We start from the raw sequence: 14,038 nt of genomic DNA on the forward strand, positions 1-14,038 counted from the left end.
GCAACGTGCCATTTCCGCATGCGCGGGATCAACAGGCGCGACCGGCTGTTTGGGGGAAACCCGAAGGGTATGGACACACAACCGAAAGGCCATGAGCCTGTGACCGCCGCCGCCGCCTTTCCCGCCCGCCCGCCGTCGCCCGCCGCGCCGCGCCGCTATCCCGTTGGTGTCGAGCCGTTGCCGGACGGCAGCGCGCACGCCCGCGTCTGGGCGCCGAAGCGGCGCGCCGTCGCCCTCGTGGTCGAGCCGGAGGGCCGCGCGGTGACGCTCGACGCCGAAGGCAACGGCTATTTCTCCGGGCTGGTCGAGGACATGCCGGCGGGCAGCCGCTACCGCTTCCGCCTGGACCGGGACGAGACGCTCTACCCGGACCCGGTGTCGCGCTTCCAACCCGAGGGGCCGCACGGGCCGTCGCAGGTGGTGGACCCGTTCCGCTTCGACTGGACCGACCACGCCTGGAAGGGCCGCCCGCTGAAGGGGCAGGTGGTCTACGAGATGCACGTCGGCACCTTCACGCCCGAGGGCACCTGGGAGGCCGCCATCGCGCAGCTGCCGCACCTCGCCGAATTGGGCATCACGGTGCTGGAGGTGATGCCGGTGTCGGACTTCGCGGGGCGTTTCGGCTGGGGCTACGACGGGGTCAACCTGTTCGCGCCGACGCGGCTGTACGGCGGGCCGGACGACATGCGCCGCTTCGTCGACCGCGCGCACGGGCTGGGCATGGCGGTGATCCTCGACGTCGTCTACAACCACCTCGGCCCCGACGGCAATTACCTGAAATGCTTCTCCAAGGCCTACTTCACCGACAAATACGAGAACGAGTGGGGCGAGGCGATCAACTTCGACGGCCCGGACAGCGGCCCGGTGCGCGAGTTCTTCATCATGAACGCGGCCTGCTGGGTGGACGAATACCACCTGGACGGTCTGCGCCTGGACGCCACGCAGCAGATCTTCGACGCCTCGCCGGTCAACGTGATGGCGGAGATCAGCGGCGCGGTGCGCAAGGCGGCGCGCGGCCGCGCCACCATCGTCATCGGCGAGAACGAGCCGCAGCACTCCTCCCTGCTGCGCCCGTGCGGGGAGGGGGGCGGCGCCTGCGGCCTGGACGGGCTGTGGAACGACGACTTCCACCATTCCGCCATGGTGGCTCTGACCGGCCGGGCGGAGGCCTACTACACCGACTACCGCGGCACGCCGCAGGAGTTCGTGTCGGCGCTGCGGCACGGCTTCCTCTACCAGGGCCAGTGGTACAAGTGGCAGAAGAAGCGCCGCGGCATGCCGGCCTGGGGCGTCGATCCGGCGGCGATGGTCACCTTCCTGCAGAACCACGACCAGGTCGCCAACTCCGGCAACGGGCTGCGCGTGCACGCGCTGACGGCGCCGGGGCTGTACCGGGCGTTCACCGCGCTGACGCTGCTCGGCCCCGGCACGCCGATGCTGTTCCAGGGGCAGGAGTTCGCGGCCTCCTCGCCCTTCTTCTACTTCGCCGACCACACGCCGGAACTGGCCGAGATGGTCGCCAGGGGGCGCGGCGAGTTCGTGGCGCAGTTCCCCAGCGTCGCCACCCCGGCCATGCAGGCGCGGCTGACCGCCCCGCACGACCCGCGGACCTTCGAGCGCAGCAAGCTCGACCCGGCCGAGCGCGAGCGGCACGCCTGGGCGACGGCGCTGCACCGCGACCTGCTGCGGCTGCGCCGCGAGGACCCGGTGTTCGCCGCGCAGACCCGCCCGGAAGGCGCCGTGCTCGATACGGAAGCCTTCGTGCTGCGCTTTTTCGGTGAGGACGGCGACGACCGGCTGTTGCTGGTCAACATGGGGCGCGACCTCGACCTGACGCTGGTGCCGGAACCGCTGCTCGCCCCGCCCGCGGGCGGGCGCTGGAGCCTGGTGTGGTCGAGCGAGGACCCCGTCTATGGCGGCGGCGGCACGCCCGCGGTGGAAACCGACGGCAACTGGCACCTGCCCGGCCGCTCCGCCGTGGTCCTGGGACCCGAGAACGAACAGGAGAGTCATGCCTGAGATCGTCCGCACGCTTGGCCGCGACGCCCTGACCCTGGCGCGGGACGCGGCGCTGACGCGCGAGTGGCTGGTGCCCAACGGGTTGGGCGGCTACGCCTCGGCCTCGGTCAGCGGCGCCGTCACCCGGCGCTACCACGGCCTGCTGATCGCGGCGCTGCCGGCGCCGCTGGGCCGCGTGGTCATGCTGAGCCAGCTCAACGACGTGCTGATCATGCCCGACGGGACCGAGCGCCGGCTGACCAGCCACGATCCCGGCCAGGACGGCGCGGTCTGCGCCGGCTACGTCACCGCGTTCCGGCTGGAATCCGGGCTGCCGGTCTGGCGCTACGAGGTGGACGGCATCGTGCTGGAGAAGCAGGTGGTGATGCCGCACCGGCAGAACATCGTGCACGTCACCTACCGCGTGGTGAAGGCGGCGCATCCCGTGAGCATCCGCCTGCGCCCGGTGCTGGCCTTCCGCACGCTGGAATCGGCGGTGGACCAGCCGCTGGCCCGCGACTACCGCGTGATCGCCCAGGGCCACCAGTACGAGGTCTGGGCCGGGCCCGACCTGCCGGTGCTGCGCATGACCATCGACGGCGCGCCGATGCCGCTGACGCTCGACGGCGGCGCCCGGCGCGACCTGCACTACCCGGTGGAGGCGGAGCGCGGCTACGAATCCCGCGGCTCGCTGTGGACGCCGGGCTATTTCGGCGGGCCGCTGCAGCCGGGGCAGAGCATCACCTTCGTCGCCTCCACCGAAACCTGGCGCCGGGTCGAGGCGCTGCCGCCGGCCGACGTGCTGAAGTTCGAGCACGAGCGCCGCCGCCGCCTGGTGCGCACGGCGCACCCGTCGCTGCGCGAGGGGGCGATGGCCGAGCTGGTGCTGTCCGCCGACAGCTTCGTCTTCGTCCCGGCCGGCCGCGTCGCCGACCAGATGCGGGCGCGGGCGGAGGGCGACGAGGTGCGCACGGTGATCGCCGGCTACCACTGGTTCACCGACTGGGGCCGCGACACCATGATCAGCCTGGAGGGGCTGACGCTGACCACCGGGCGCCACGTCGAGGCGGGGTGGATCCTGCGCACCTTCGCGCACTACATCCGCCGCGGCCTGATCCCCAACATGTTCCCCGACGGCAAGGACGAGGGGCTGTACCACACCGCCGACGCGACGCTGTGGTTCTTCCACGCGCTGAACCGCTACGTGCGCACCACCGGCGACCGCCACACGCTGCGCATCATCCTGCCGCGGCTGGTCGATGTGATCGAGCACCACCGCCGCGGCACCGACTACGGCATCAAAATGGACGCGGCCGACGGCCTGCTGCGCCAGGGCAAGGAGGGCTACCAGCTCACCTGGATGGACGCCAAGGTGGACGACTGGGTGGTCACCCCGCGGCGTGGCAAGGCGGTGGAGATCAACGCGCTGTGGTACAACGCGCTGTGCCTCACCGCCTCGTGGCTGGAGGAGGAGGAGGGGTCCCAGGCGGCGGCCTCCTACCGCGCGATGGCGGAGACGGCGCGGGCGTCGTTCAACGCGCGCTTCTGGAACGAGGGGCGCGGCTGCCTCTACGACGTGATCGACGGCGAGCAGGGCGACGACGACGCCATCCGGCCCAACCAGATCTTCGCCGTGTCGCTGGACAACCCGGTGCTCGACCGCGGCCGCTGGGAGGCGGTGGTGAACACGGTGCGCGAGCGGCTGGTGACGCCGGTCGGCCTGCGCTCGCTGGCGCCGGGGCACCCGGACTACAAGCCCAAGTACTTCGGCGACCTGCGGGCGCGCGACGCCGCCTACCACCAGGGCACGGTGTGGGGCTGGCTGATCGGGCCGTTCGTCGATGCCTGGCTGAAGCTGCACCCGGATGACCTGGCCGGCGCCCGCAAGCTCCTGGAGGGGTTCCTGCCGCACCTGAACGAGGCCGGCATCGGCACCATCAGCGAGATCTTCGACGCCGAGCCGCCCTTCACCCCGCGCGGCTGCATCGCCCAGGCCTGGAGCGTGGCCGAGGTGGTGCGCTGCTGGGCCGCCACCGACACGGCGCCGATGGCGAAGGCGGCCGAATAGGGTGGGGCATACCCCTATGGCGACTATGGGTGGATGGCCTTTTGTCGGAGTCCTCCGGTAGGGCTTAGGTAGAACTGCCCCGATGCAACGCCTCGTGAACGGTTTATATTTGTTCCCGTACGGTCCGGATGTCCGGAGCGAGCGGCCCAGGAGGTGCCCATGCGGGATGTCTTCGGGATGTCTTGCGATCCGCGCCCGGCGCGGCATCCGGCCACGGGCGCCGGTGGGCGCCGCTTCGGCTACGTGGCGCCGACGCTGGCCGCCACCGTGATCGCCGCGCTGATCCTGCACCTGCTGGCCGAGTTGGGCTCGCGCCTCGACGCCGACGATCCGGCCGGGGCGCTGTCGGTGCTGCTGGGCGCGGCGGCGGTGCTGGTGACGCTGGCGCCGTTCGCGATGCTGTTCGCGCTGCGGGCGCGGCGGGCGTGGCTGGCCGGCATGGCGCCGGACGGCCGCCCCCAGGGGCCGGCGCTGGCCTCCGGCGGGCACTAATCTGTTCGTTCGGGATCTTTTGGTTGCGCGGACTCGTGTGCCTGCGCATAAAGTCGGTCGCACCGTTCGTGAGGGGATGCGCCGATGGGCCTGTTCGACTTCCTGAAGACGACCGTCAAGACCCCGAAGAAGACGCCGGGCAAGCCGGGCGCACGCAAGGCGGGCGGCAGCTTCGTCACCGTCGACGGCAAGAGCTTTCCGCTGGCCGCCATCACCACCAAGGGTTTCGCGACGTCGAGCTTCGACGGGTCGCTGATCGGCGGGCAGAACGCCAAGATCGCGGTGACGGTGGACGACGCCTATGGCCGCTTCAACTTCGCCTGCACCGTGATGATCTCCGAGGCCGACACCAGCAAGTGCATCGGCGCCTGGACGATGCTGGCGCCGGACCTGGAGGCGGTCATCCGCAAGTACGGCCAGAACAAGAAGGCGGCGGGTAAGTGACTCTCTCCCCCGCCGGAGGCGGGGGAGGAACTTGCGTTCCCAACGCTCACTGCCGCGGGTTGTTGTTCGGCATGCTGGCGCTGACCACCGGCTCGGCGGCGTTGACCATCTGCGGGGCCGCCAGGTTGCGCATGCTGGCGATCCACTCCGACAGGGTGACGAACTCGCAGCCCTTGGCGCGCAGCGTCGCGATGACGCGCGGCAGGGCGTTGGCGGTGGACGGGTAGGTGGAGTGCAGCAGGATCACGCTGCCGGTGCCGGCGCCGGTCTTCACGTGCTGGACGATCTTGTCCGGGTCGCGCACCTGCCAGTCGCGGGTGTCGACGCTCCACAGCACCGGGCTCATCTGCTCCTTGCGGATGTTCGACAGCAGCTCCAGCGTGTAGCGGCCGTAGGGCGGGCGGAACAGCACCGGGTTGGCGCCGAGGTTGCGCAGGATGCGGTTGGTCTCGGCGACCTCGAAGCGCTGCGCCTCCGACGGCATGGCGCGCAGGTCGGAATGCGTGAAGCTGTGGTTGCCGATCTCGTGGCCGGCGGCGACGAAGTCGCGGATCACCTCGGGGTTCTTGGCCGCGGCGTTGCCCACCGGGAAGTAGGTGGCGCGGATCTTCTCGGCGTTCAGGATCTCCAGGATCTGCCGGGTCACCGTGCGGTGCGGGCCGTCGTCGAAGGTCAGCGCGCAGAGGTTCCAGCCGCGCTTGGTCAGCAGCGCCGGCATGATGTCCAGATCGGTGTCCGGCACCACCGCGCCGAGACGGCCGCGGCGGCGCGCGCGCTTCTCGATCTCCAGCAGCGTGTTCACGTCTTCGTCGTTGTAGAAGACGATGCCTTCCATCGGGTTGGAGTTCGTCGCCGACGGCGGCTGCGCCGCGGCGGGCGCCGGGCCGGCCGGGGGCGCGGGCGGGGCGCTCAGCGCGACGGGAATGACGGGCGACGCCGGCTTCGGCACCGCCGCCACCTCGGTGCGCGTGCCGGCGGTGGCCGGCGGCGGAGCCGCCGGAGCCGGGGCCGGCGCGGCAGCCGGGGCCGGAATGGGAGCCGGAGCGGGGGCGGGAGCCGGTGCGGCCGCGGTGACGGGGCCGTTCTTGTCCACCAGCACGCAGCCCATGCCGGCGTTGACGATGCGGCGGCACAGTCCGGCGGCGTCGCCGCTCACCGTCATCGACGCGCGCAGCGCCACGCCCTGCTGTTTGCCGCTGAGCGCCACCACCGAGGGGGTCAGGCTGCGCGCGATGTCGGGGCCGCGGCGCTGCAGCTCCTTCCACGCCCACCACGCCTCGCCTTCCTTCTGGAACAGACCGAGCTGCAGCACGGCCCCGCCCTTGGCGGACGGCGCCGGGGCGGCGAAGGCCGGGGCGGCGGTCAGCGACAGGGCAACGGCAAGCAGCGCCGGTGCGACGCGGCGGCCGGCGCGGATGGTCTGCAGCGGAAACGGAAGCGGCAAGGCAGTGGACCCCGTCTAAGGCCTGCAACGCCTTGCAGGACCAGCCGTCGGATACCACCACCTTGGGGCTAATTCAAAGGGCAAGGACAGGACAAACCGATCGGTCAGTCGCTTTCCTCGTCCGAGTTGCACGCAAGATACGGTCGATAGAGGGCGTCCGCCTGCAAAATGTGCTCCCGGAGCCAGCGGCTCAGAAAGTCAAGCACTTCGTCGCCCAGCTCGGGTTGTTCGCTCTCGACCACGCGGCGGCGAATCGCCAGCACCTGTTCGGTCAGGATGGCGTGCGTGCGCTTGTGGCTGGCCAGTTGCGGATAGCCGGCGCCCTCCATGTACTGTTCTTCCTTTTCGAAGTGGAAGACCGTGTAGTCGACCAGTTCGTCCAGCACCGCCTCGAGGTTGATGCGGTCGCGCCGGCTCTCGGCGGCGGCCAGTTGGTTGATCAGGTCGATCAGCACGCGGTGGTCGTTGTCGAGGTCCTCGACGCCGACGCTCATGCCCTCGTTCCAGGCGATGATGGTGACGGAGGCGCGCACCTCCATCACGCTGAGGAAGGCCTGGACCACCGCCGGGTCGAACTCCGTGCCGGCGCGGTCGCGGACGTAGGCGATACCGTCCTCCTGCGTCCACGCGTCCTTGTAGCAGCGGCGGTGCGTCAGCGCGTCGAACACGTCGGCCACCGCGACGATGCGCGCCGACAGCGGGATCGCCTCGCCCTTCAGGCCGCCGGGATAGCCGCTGCCGTCGAACTTCTCGTGGTGGCAGCCGGCGATCTCCGCCCCCATGGCGAGGTAGCCGCCGACCTCCGACAGCCGGGCCGCGCGCTCTAGGATGGCGCGGCCGTTCTGGCTGTGCTTCTGCATCAGCGCGCGCTCCTCCGGCGTCAGGCGGCCGGGCTTCTGCAGGACGCCGTCGGGGATCGTCACCTTGCCGACGTCGTGCAGCATGCTGGCGACGCGCACCATCTCGCGCCAGCGTCCGTCGATGCGGTCGCGGTAGGGGCCGGCCTGCTGGAGCGCGCGGGCGATCTCGTCGGTCAGCCGCGACACCCGCAGGATGTGCTGCGAGGCGTAGGGATCCTTGTGCTCCGCCAGCGTGGCGAGCGCCACCACGCTGGCCTTGTGCACGCGGCGGAACTGCAGAGCGGCGCGGGCTGAGGCCCGCGGAGCACCCGGGGCGCGCCGGCCGATGCGAAAGCGCCGGTTCGCCCTGCCCACCGCCATCGAGTCCATCACGCCGCTCCGCACCGACAAGCATCAACCATAGGCGCGCAAATCATTGTGCTGCAGCGCGAAAGTTTTCAAGGCCATTCTGCATATAAGGTTATTGGATTATACGCGCCGATACAAGGTCGTGTCGGTCAGCGCCGACAATCCGAGGATGAGCTCCTCGCTGCTGTCCTCGACGTTGAGGCGGGCGTGCGGCGGCAGGCCGGCGCGTTGATCGAAGGCCACGACGACCATCACGCGGTGTGGTTGCCCGGTGCGGATGAAGCGGTCGCCGACCGCGACGGGTGTCTGCCGCCAGGACATTGTGGTTTTTCTCCATTTTCCCCCAAAGCGCCCCAGCAATCTGTGCATGTGGCCGCGCCCGGCAAGCGGCAGCCCCGCCGGTGGAACCAAGGGCTATGCCAACCGGTTAAGAAGGCGCAGCCCCAAAAGCATGCCGACAGAACACGCCTGACACCAAGACACCCAACCATCGCCAGAGGAGGAGAGCACCGGGAATGGCCGAGGACTTGGAAGACCGCATCCGCCGGCGCGCCCACCAGATCTGGGAGCGCGAGGGCCGCCCGGAGGGGCGCCACGAGGACCATTGGACGCTCGCCAAGGAAGAGATCGCCATCGAGGACAATTACGCCGGCACCCTGATGCCCAACCCCTCGCACGGACCGGACGACACGGCATCCCGCACCGAACCGGTGGAACCGGTGCTGAGCATGGCGAGCCAGGGCGAGATGCCCGGCGTCGCCGACCAGGGCGAGGAGTTCCAGATTCCCGGCACCGGCGACCGCGAGCCCTGGCCCGCCACCACTCCCGCCGATACCCCTGCCGCCGAGACCCGCCGCCGGACGCGGCGTAAGGCGGCCGGTTGAGCGCGTGACGAACGACGAGCCCGAAGGGGAGCAACGATGAACACGAACCTGGAAATCGCCTTCCACAACATGGACAGCTCGGACGCGCTGCACGGCTACATCACCGAGCGCGCGGAGAAGCTGGAGCGCATGTACGACCGTCTGGTCGGCATCCGCGTCGCGGTGGAGAAGCAGCACCGCCAGCACCGCACCGGCAACGTCTTCGACGTCCACATCGAACTGATGGTGCCCGGCCAGGACATCGTCGTCAGCCGCAAGCCGGCGAAGGCGGCCGAGAAGTACGCCAACCCCGACGCCCGCACCTCGGTGCGCGACGCGTTCGAGGCGGCCGAGCGTCAGCTCATCGAGTACAAGCAGAAGCAGCGCGGCGACGTGAAGCCGCACGACCCGGAGCAGCCCGGCTACATCACCCAGGTGAACGGCGACCACGGCTTCCTGCGCACCAACACCGGCACGACCCTGTACTTCCACGCCAACTCGTGCATCAACGTGACGCTGGACGACCTGCGCGAGGGCGACCCGGTGAAGTACGTGGAAACCACCGGCGACACCGGCCCCACCGCCTCCAAGGTCTGGCGTGCCTCGGGGTCGGATACGGAGCTGGCGCGGACCTGACCCGAGTCCGGTAAGCGTCCGTTCCACAGGCAACAGTTACACGGATTTCGCGGATTTCAGCACGGATTACACGGATTTTTCCTTATGCGTGCACCGCGCCGGCTCGTTCCGAAGCGCCGGCAGTGCGGCACGGTAAAAGAAAATCCGTGTAATCCGTGTCAAAAATCCGCGAAATCCGTGTGGAGTCTTGTCCGCGACGCAGCGGCCTCCGGAAGGACCGCCCTTCACCCGACCAGCTTCTGGTGCTCCAGGAACGCCGTCTTCAGCAGCGTCTTCAGCTCGTCGCGGTAGTTCTGGAAGCGCACGGAGACCTGTTCCTTGCCGCGGTTGACGTGAACCACCACGACCTGGGCGTTGGCGGCGATCTCCGGCTGGCCGGCCAGCGACAGCCGCAGGTCCACCAGGTCGCCGTGCTTCCACGGCAGGTCGGTGGCCTGGACGCACAGCCCGCCGATCGACCAGTTGCGCGCCCGGTGCTCGCCGCGCGCGCTGCGCACCAGGATGGCCGGGCGGACGAAGCGCTTCTGCCGGCGCCGCTCGTGCGGTTCGGGCGGGTGGGGCGGGGCGGCGTCCTCGGCGGTCAGGCCGGAGCCCTCCAGCTTCGCCCCGCCCAGCGTCGCCGAGCGGACGACCGCCCGCTTGAAGTCGGTGTCGCGCAGGTCGGCGCCCGAGAGGTCGGCGCCGTCGAGGTTCGCCGGCCACTCGCGCCCGCCGGCCAGCGGCAGGGGCTGCGCCAGCGCGCCGGTCAGCACCGCACCCCTGAGCACGGCGCGGCGCAGCGTGACGCCGCGCAGGTCGGCGCGCCGGAGGTCGGCGCCCTCCAGCTCGGCGTAGGACAGGTCGGCCATCTGCAGATCGGCCCCGGCGAGACGCGCCCCCGGCAGCCGGCAGCGCCGCAGCCGCGCCGCCGCCAGCACCCGGCCGACGAGGTCGAGCCCCGACGGCATTTTCACGAGGTCGAGGTCGAGGCGGGCGCCGCTGCGGCCCTGCTGCTCGACCCAGGCCTCGTGCGCGGTGACCGCGGCGAGGAAGGCGTCGGCCGCCATCGGCGCGTAGCTCGGCGCGACGACGGCGTTGGGCGGCAGCACGAAGGGGATGTAGGTGCGGCTTAGCGTGGCCTGGTCGATCACCGTGCCGCCGAAATTGGCGCCCTCCAGCGTGGCCCCCGTCAGGTCGGTGCCGAGCAGCACCGCCGAGCCCAGCTCCGCCCCGGTCAGGTCCGCGTCGTTGAGGTCGGCGCCGGAGAGGTCGCAGCCGGTGAAGTTGGCGCCGGTGAGGATGGAGCGGTCCATCCGCGCCTCGGTCAGCCGGGTGGTGCCGCCGGTGCGCGCCTCCGCGGCCCGGCTTCCGTCGTCCACCAGCTCGCCGGCGCGGAAGTCGGCGCCGCGCATCACCGCGTCGGTCAGCACCGCCCGGTGCAGGTTGGCGCCGCGCAGGTCGGCGCCCGACAGGTTGGCGCCGGTGAGGTCGGCGCGCTCCAGGTCGGCGCCGAACAGGTCGGCCTGGCTGAGGTCGGCGGTCGCCAGCTTGGCTCCGGACAGGTTGGCGCCGGCCAGCTTCGCCCCGGTCAGCGTGACGCGGGTCAGGTCGACGTCGGCGAGGTCTCGGAAGCTCAGGTCGGCGCGCTTGCCGCCGCGCCGCCGCAGCCAGTTCTGATGGGCGACCAGGATGGCCCTGATTTCGGCGGTTTCGACGGCGGAGAGAGGCATGCGTGGCTGTGCGGTTCGTGGTGCGGGTGCCCGAGTATGCGCGCGCAACAATGCGGCGTCACCTGCGGCGGCGGCCCGCGCCGTGCTTTTTTCCTTCCGAATCCTGCCCTTGGGCGTATGCCCGTCGGGGGTGGCATCGGTCGTTGGTGAGCGCGACCTTACCTTGACCGGGAAGGAGCGAGTCGCCACTGTTCCATCGCCGGTCGCGCCGCGGCTGCGAGAGAGTTTGAGGATCATGGACCTGGATGAGCTGGAGCGCGATGCGCTGACCGAGCTGCTGAACATGGGGGTGAGCCGCGCGGCCACCTTCCTCAGCAAGATGGTCTCCGACCAGGTCGCGCTGTCGGTGCCGTCGGTGTCCATCGTCGGGCGCGAGACGGCGATCGAGGCCTTCTCGCGCGGCGGGCCGACGCAGTTCGTGGCGGTCGGGCAGAACTTCCAGGGGCGGTTCTCCGGCCGGGCGCTGCTGGTCTTCCCCGAGGTCAACTCGCTGGAGCTGGTGCGCGCCGCCGTCGGCGACGGCTACAGCCTGGAGGAGATCGTCGACCTGGAGCAGGAGGCGCTGACCGAGATGGGCAACGTCATCCTCAACGGCTGCCTGTCGATGATCGCCAACGCGCTGCGCGAGAGCCTCAGCATCTCGCTGCCCAGCCTGCTGCGCGGCGACGGGCGCGCGATCCTCTACAGCCACGACGATACGGACGTGCCGAGCGACCAGGTGCTGCTGCTCTACATCGACTTCTCGATTCGCAGCCGCGCCATCCGCGGCTATATCGCTCTCCTGATGGACCTGCCGTCGCTGACCGCGTTGCGCGAGCTGATCCACCGATTCATCGCGGGCATGGTGCCGGAGGCCGGGCATGACAGACCACCCCGCTGACGCGGTGCCGCCGGAGTTGTCGTCCGGCATCCTCGGCGCGCTCGACGTGGGTGTGATCGTGCTCGATTCGCAGCGCTGCGTGCGGCTGTGGAGCGCCTGGATGGCGCGCGCCACCGGCCGCCCGGCGGACGAGGCGGTGGGGCGCAACTTCCTGGACCTGTTTCCCGAGGTGCGCGATTCGCGCATCGACCTCGCCGTCGGCGACGCGCTGGCGACCGGCGCGCCGGCCGTGCTGTCGCACACGCTGAACCGCCACCTGCTGGGGCTGACCCGGTCGAACGGCCAGCCCATGGTGCACAGCACCACGGTGCGCCGGCTGGAACCGGGCAGCTCGGAGGACGGGCCGCTCTGCATCGTGCAGATCGTCGACGTGACGCCGGCGGCCGAGCGCGACCGCCAGCTGCGCGAGCGGCGCGAGGCGCGCTACCGCGCGGTGGTCGATACGGCGCGCGACGCCATCGTCACCACCGACGTCGCCGGCACCATCCAGTGGCTGAACCGCGCCGCCGAGCGCGGCTTCGGCTACACCACGGACGAGGCGGTCGGCCATCCGATATCGCTGTTCCTCGGCGAGGATGCGGCGCGCTGGCTGACGCCGCCCGGCCCGGCGGGGGAGGGGGCGTGCGAGGTGACCGGCCGGCCCCGGAACGGCGACCCGGTGGTGCTGGAGCTGTCGCTGGCGCGCTGGACGGTGGAGGGCCACGGCTCGATCACCGGCATCCTGCGCGACGTCACCGAGCGCCGCCGCGTGCAGCGCGAGCTGCAGCGCGCGCTGGAGCAGAAGAGCCTGCTGCTGCGCGAGGTCAACCACCGCGTCAAGAACAGCCTGCACCTGGTGTCCAGCCTGCTGCAGCTGCAGCTGCGCGGGATGTCCGACCCCGAGCTTCGCCATCAGGTGCAGGACGCCATCGGCCGCATCCAGGCCATCGCCCAGGTGCATTCCCGCCTGTACCAGACCGAGCGGTTCGAGACGGTCGAGCTGGCGACCTACCTGGAGGCGCTGTGCGACGATCTGGTCAGCGCGTCCGGCGATGCGGCGGCGTTCCGGCTGCGCGTCGAGGCGGAGCCGGTGGACCTGCCGATCGACACCGCGGTGCCGCTCGGCCTCATCGCCAACGAGCTGATCACCAACGCCATCAAGCACGGCGGCGACCGCCCGCTGGAGGTGGTGCTGTCGCTGAAGCGGGACGCGGACCGCCTGCTGTTCACGGTGACCGACACCGGTCCCGGCCTGCCGCCGGATTTCACCCTGGAGGCGACGCGCAGCCTGGGCATGCGGATCATCACCACGCTCAGCCGGCAGATCGGCGGCGCCCTGCAGGTGCTGCCGAGCGCCCGCGGCGCCAGCTTTCGCGTGGCGATCCCGCTGGAGGACGCCGGCGTGCCGGAGCCCGCGGGGGCGTAGGATCCTCGGCGGATATCCGTATCCGAGGCAACATTCACACGGATTGCACGGATTGAGGCGCGGATTTCACGGATATTCCGATGCTTGCTGCGCGTCGGCCCATCCGTGAGCCGCTGCCAAGCAAGAAGACATAATCCGTGCAATCCGTGTGAATTCCTGCCCGCCGTCACGGCGCCTTGGCAGGAGTAGGGCTGTTTCCCAACAAAAAAAGGCCGCCCCGAAGGACGGCCCTTTTCCCGATGAACGACGCCGGTTCAGCCCGGCTGCTGCGCCGTCTTCTGGCGCAGGGCCTGGATCAGGCCATCGATCTTGCCGCCGTTCGACTGGATCACCGAGGCGAACTCCTGGCGCTGGGTCACGCCCATGCTCACGCCCTCGACCACCACGTCGATGATCTTGTAGCCGGCGTCGCGCTTGCGCACGCGCCAGTCCACCGCCACCGGCGGGCCGGCGGGGCGGATGATCTGCGTGGTGACCATCGTGTCGGACTCGCCCTCCAGGCGGGTGCCGGTGATCTTGAACGTCTCGCCGGAATATTCGACGAACCGGTCGGCGTAGGTCTTGACGATCAGCTGCTCGAACAGGTGCTGGTATTCCTGCTGCTGCTGCGGGCTGGCCTGGTTCCAATAGCGGCCGAGCACCCAACGGCCGATGTACGGCACGTCGAAGCCTTCGTTCAGCAGCTGCTTGAACTTGGCGAGCGCGGCGGGCTTCGGCTGGCCCTTGTTGGCGAAGGAATTGATCGCCTCGGTGCCGAGCTTCTGGATGAACGCGCCGGCGCCGGGGTCGGCGGACTGCGCGAAGACGGGGTTCAGGGAGGCCCAACCGCTGAACGCGAGCAGGGCCGCACCGGTGAGGAGATGGCGACGGGTCAGCATAGCAAAGTCAAAG

Annotated in this window: 13 protein-coding genes; 8 read left to right on the forward strand and 5 right to left on the reverse strand. The window is 70.4% G+C overall.

Going from position 1 to position 14,038, the window contains the following annotated elements; all coding sequences use genetic code 11:
* The first annotated feature begins 69 nt into the window (after positions 1–69).
* The 4 genes from treZ to ACRWK7_RS30425 all read left to right on the forward strand — a co-directional run bounded on the left by treZ (position 70) and on the right by ACRWK7_RS30425 (position 5,002).
* Positions 70–2,019: a malto-oligosyltrehalose trehalohydrolase gene (treZ, locus tag ACRWK7_RS30410; RefSeq protein ID WP_431860818.1), complete on the forward strand. Its 1,950-nt coding sequence runs from the start codon at positions 70–72 to the stop codon at positions 2,017–2,019.
* Complete coding sequence (locus ACRWK7_RS30415; protein ID WP_431860820.1) at positions 2,012–4,066, forward strand: amylo-alpha-1,6-glucosidase; 2,055 nt, start codon at positions 2,012–2,014, stop codon at positions 4,064–4,066. The genes treZ and ACRWK7_RS30415 overlap by 8 nt, the downstream gene beginning before the upstream one ends.
* Before the next feature lie 159 nt (positions 4,067–4,225).
* The gene (locus ACRWK7_RS30420) at positions 4,226–4,558 is read left to right on the forward strand and encodes a hypothetical protein (RefSeq protein WP_431860822.1); all 333 of its coding nucleotides are present in this window, start codon (positions 4,226–4,228) and stop codon (positions 4,556–4,558) included.
* An 84-nt stretch (positions 4,559–4,642) separates the two neighbouring features.
* Positions 4,643–5,002 (forward strand): hypothetical protein, encoded by a 360-nt coding sequence (locus ACRWK7_RS30425; protein ID WP_431860824.1) that lies wholly within the window; start codon positions 4,643–4,645, stop codon positions 5,000–5,002.
* Positions 5,003–5,048: 46 nt separating this feature from the next.
* Here ACRWK7_RS30425 and ACRWK7_RS30430 read toward each other — a convergent pair whose 3' ends face one another.
* The 3 genes from ACRWK7_RS30430 to ACRWK7_RS30440 form a co-directional block, all read right to left on the reverse strand.
* Positions 5,049–6,446: a polysaccharide deacetylase family protein gene (locus tag ACRWK7_RS30430; RefSeq protein ID WP_431860826.1), complete on the reverse strand. Its 1,398-nt coding sequence runs from the start codon at positions 6,444–6,446 to the stop codon at positions 5,049–5,051.
* 104 nt (positions 6,447–6,550) lie between these two features.
* Positions 6,551–7,675 carry a bacteriohemerythrin gene (locus ACRWK7_RS30435; RefSeq protein WP_431860828.1) on the reverse strand — a complete coding sequence of 375 codons (1,125 nt, stop codon included), beginning with the start codon at positions 7,673–7,675 and terminating at the stop codon, positions 6,551–6,553.
* A gap of 99 nt (positions 7,676–7,774) precedes the next feature.
* A complete protein-coding gene (locus tag ACRWK7_RS30440) occupies positions 7,775–7,975 on the reverse strand; it encodes a hypothetical protein (protein ID WP_431860830.1) in 201 nt (66 codons plus the stop codon).
* A gap of 194 nt (positions 7,976–8,169) precedes the next feature.
* On the opposite strand from ACRWK7_RS30440, the gene ACRWK7_RS30445 reads away from it, so the two are divergent.
* Positions 8,170–8,538 carry a DUF2934 domain-containing protein gene (locus ACRWK7_RS30445; RefSeq protein WP_431860832.1) on the forward strand — a complete coding sequence of 123 codons (369 nt, stop codon included), beginning with the start codon at positions 8,170–8,172 and terminating at the stop codon, positions 8,536–8,538.
* A gap of 36 nt (positions 8,539–8,574) precedes the next feature.
* Positions 8,575–9,153, forward strand: coding sequence for an HPF/RaiA family ribosome-associated protein (locus ACRWK7_RS30450; protein ID WP_431860834.1), 579 nt, complete (start codon positions 8,575–8,577; stop codon positions 9,151–9,153).
* A gap of 224 nt (positions 9,154–9,377) precedes the next feature.
* Here the strand turns inward: ACRWK7_RS30450 and ACRWK7_RS30455 are convergent, their stop codons facing one another.
* The gene (locus tag ACRWK7_RS30455) at positions 9,378–10,862 is read right to left on the reverse strand and encodes a pentapeptide repeat-containing protein (RefSeq protein ID WP_431860836.1); all 1,485 of its coding nucleotides are present in this window, start codon (positions 10,860–10,862) and stop codon (positions 9,378–9,380) included.
* Between the two features lie 235 nt (positions 10,863–11,097).
* Here ACRWK7_RS30455 and ACRWK7_RS30460 point away from each other — a divergent pair, with 235 nt between their 5' ends.
* Both ACRWK7_RS30460 and ACRWK7_RS30465 read left to right on the forward strand, forming a co-directional pair.
* A complete protein-coding gene (locus ACRWK7_RS30460; RefSeq protein WP_431860838.1) occupies positions 11,098–11,742 on the forward strand; it encodes a chemotaxis protein CheX in 645 nt (214 codons plus the stop codon).
* Positions 11,723–13,147 (forward strand): sensor histidine kinase, encoded by a 1,425-nt coding sequence (locus ACRWK7_RS30465; RefSeq protein ID WP_431860840.1) that lies wholly within the window; start codon positions 11,723–11,725, stop codon positions 13,145–13,147. Before ACRWK7_RS30460 ends, ACRWK7_RS30465 begins: the two co-directional genes overlap by 20 nt.
* Positions 13,148–13,401: 254 nt before the next feature.
* Here the strand turns inward: ACRWK7_RS30465 and ACRWK7_RS30470 are convergent, their stop codons facing one another.
* On the reverse strand, positions 13,402–14,025 hold the full coding sequence (locus ACRWK7_RS30470) for an MlaC/ttg2D family ABC transporter substrate-binding protein (protein WP_431860842.1): 624 nt from the start codon (positions 14,023–14,025) through the stop codon (positions 13,402–13,404).
* Between the last annotated feature and the right edge of the window lie 13 nt (positions 14,026–14,038).

Source organism: Azospirillum sp. (genome assembly GCF_050789165.1).

Coding starts and splice junctions, on each gene's coding strand:
- ACRWK7_RS30425 (WP_431860824.1), top strand. CDS start 4,643: ATGGGCCTGTTCGACTTCCTGAAGACGACCGTCAAGACCCCGAAGAAG.
- ACRWK7_RS30470 (WP_431860842.1), bottom strand. CDS start 14,025: ATGCTGACCCGTCGCCATCTCCTCACCGGTGCGGCCCTGCTCGCGTTC.
- ACRWK7_RS30465 (WP_431860840.1), top strand. CDS start 11,723: ATGACAGACCACCCCGCTGACGCGGTGCCGCCGGAGTTGTCGTCCGGC.
- ACRWK7_RS30440 (WP_431860830.1), bottom strand. CDS start 7,975: ATGTCCTGGCGGCAGACACCCGTCGCGGTCGGCGACCGCTTCATCCGC.
- ACRWK7_RS30435 (WP_431860828.1), bottom strand. CDS start 7,675: ATGGACTCGATGGCGGTGGGCAGGGCGAACCGGCGCTTTCGCATCGGC.
- ACRWK7_RS30420 (WP_431860822.1), top strand. CDS start 4,226: ATGCGGGATGTCTTCGGGATGTCTTGCGATCCGCGCCCGGCGCGGCAT.
- ACRWK7_RS30415 (WP_431860820.1), top strand. CDS start 2,012: ATGCCTGAGATCGTCCGCACGCTTGGCCGCGACGCCCTGACCCTGGCG.
- ACRWK7_RS30450 (WP_431860834.1), top strand. CDS start 8,575: ATGAACACGAACCTGGAAATCGCCTTCCACAACATGGACAGCTCGGAC.
- ACRWK7_RS30445 (WP_431860832.1), top strand. CDS start 8,170: ATGGCCGAGGACTTGGAAGACCGCATCCGCCGGCGCGCCCACCAGATC.
- ACRWK7_RS30460 (WP_431860838.1), top strand. CDS start 11,098: ATGGACCTGGATGAGCTGGAGCGCGATGCGCTGACCGAGCTGCTGAAC.
- ACRWK7_RS30455 (WP_431860836.1), bottom strand. CDS start 10,862: ATGCCTCTCTCCGCCGTCGAAACCGCCGAAATCAGGGCCATCCTGGTC.
- treZ (WP_431860818.1), top strand. CDS start 70: ATGGACACACAACCGAAAGGCCATGAGCCTGTGACCGCCGCCGCCGCC.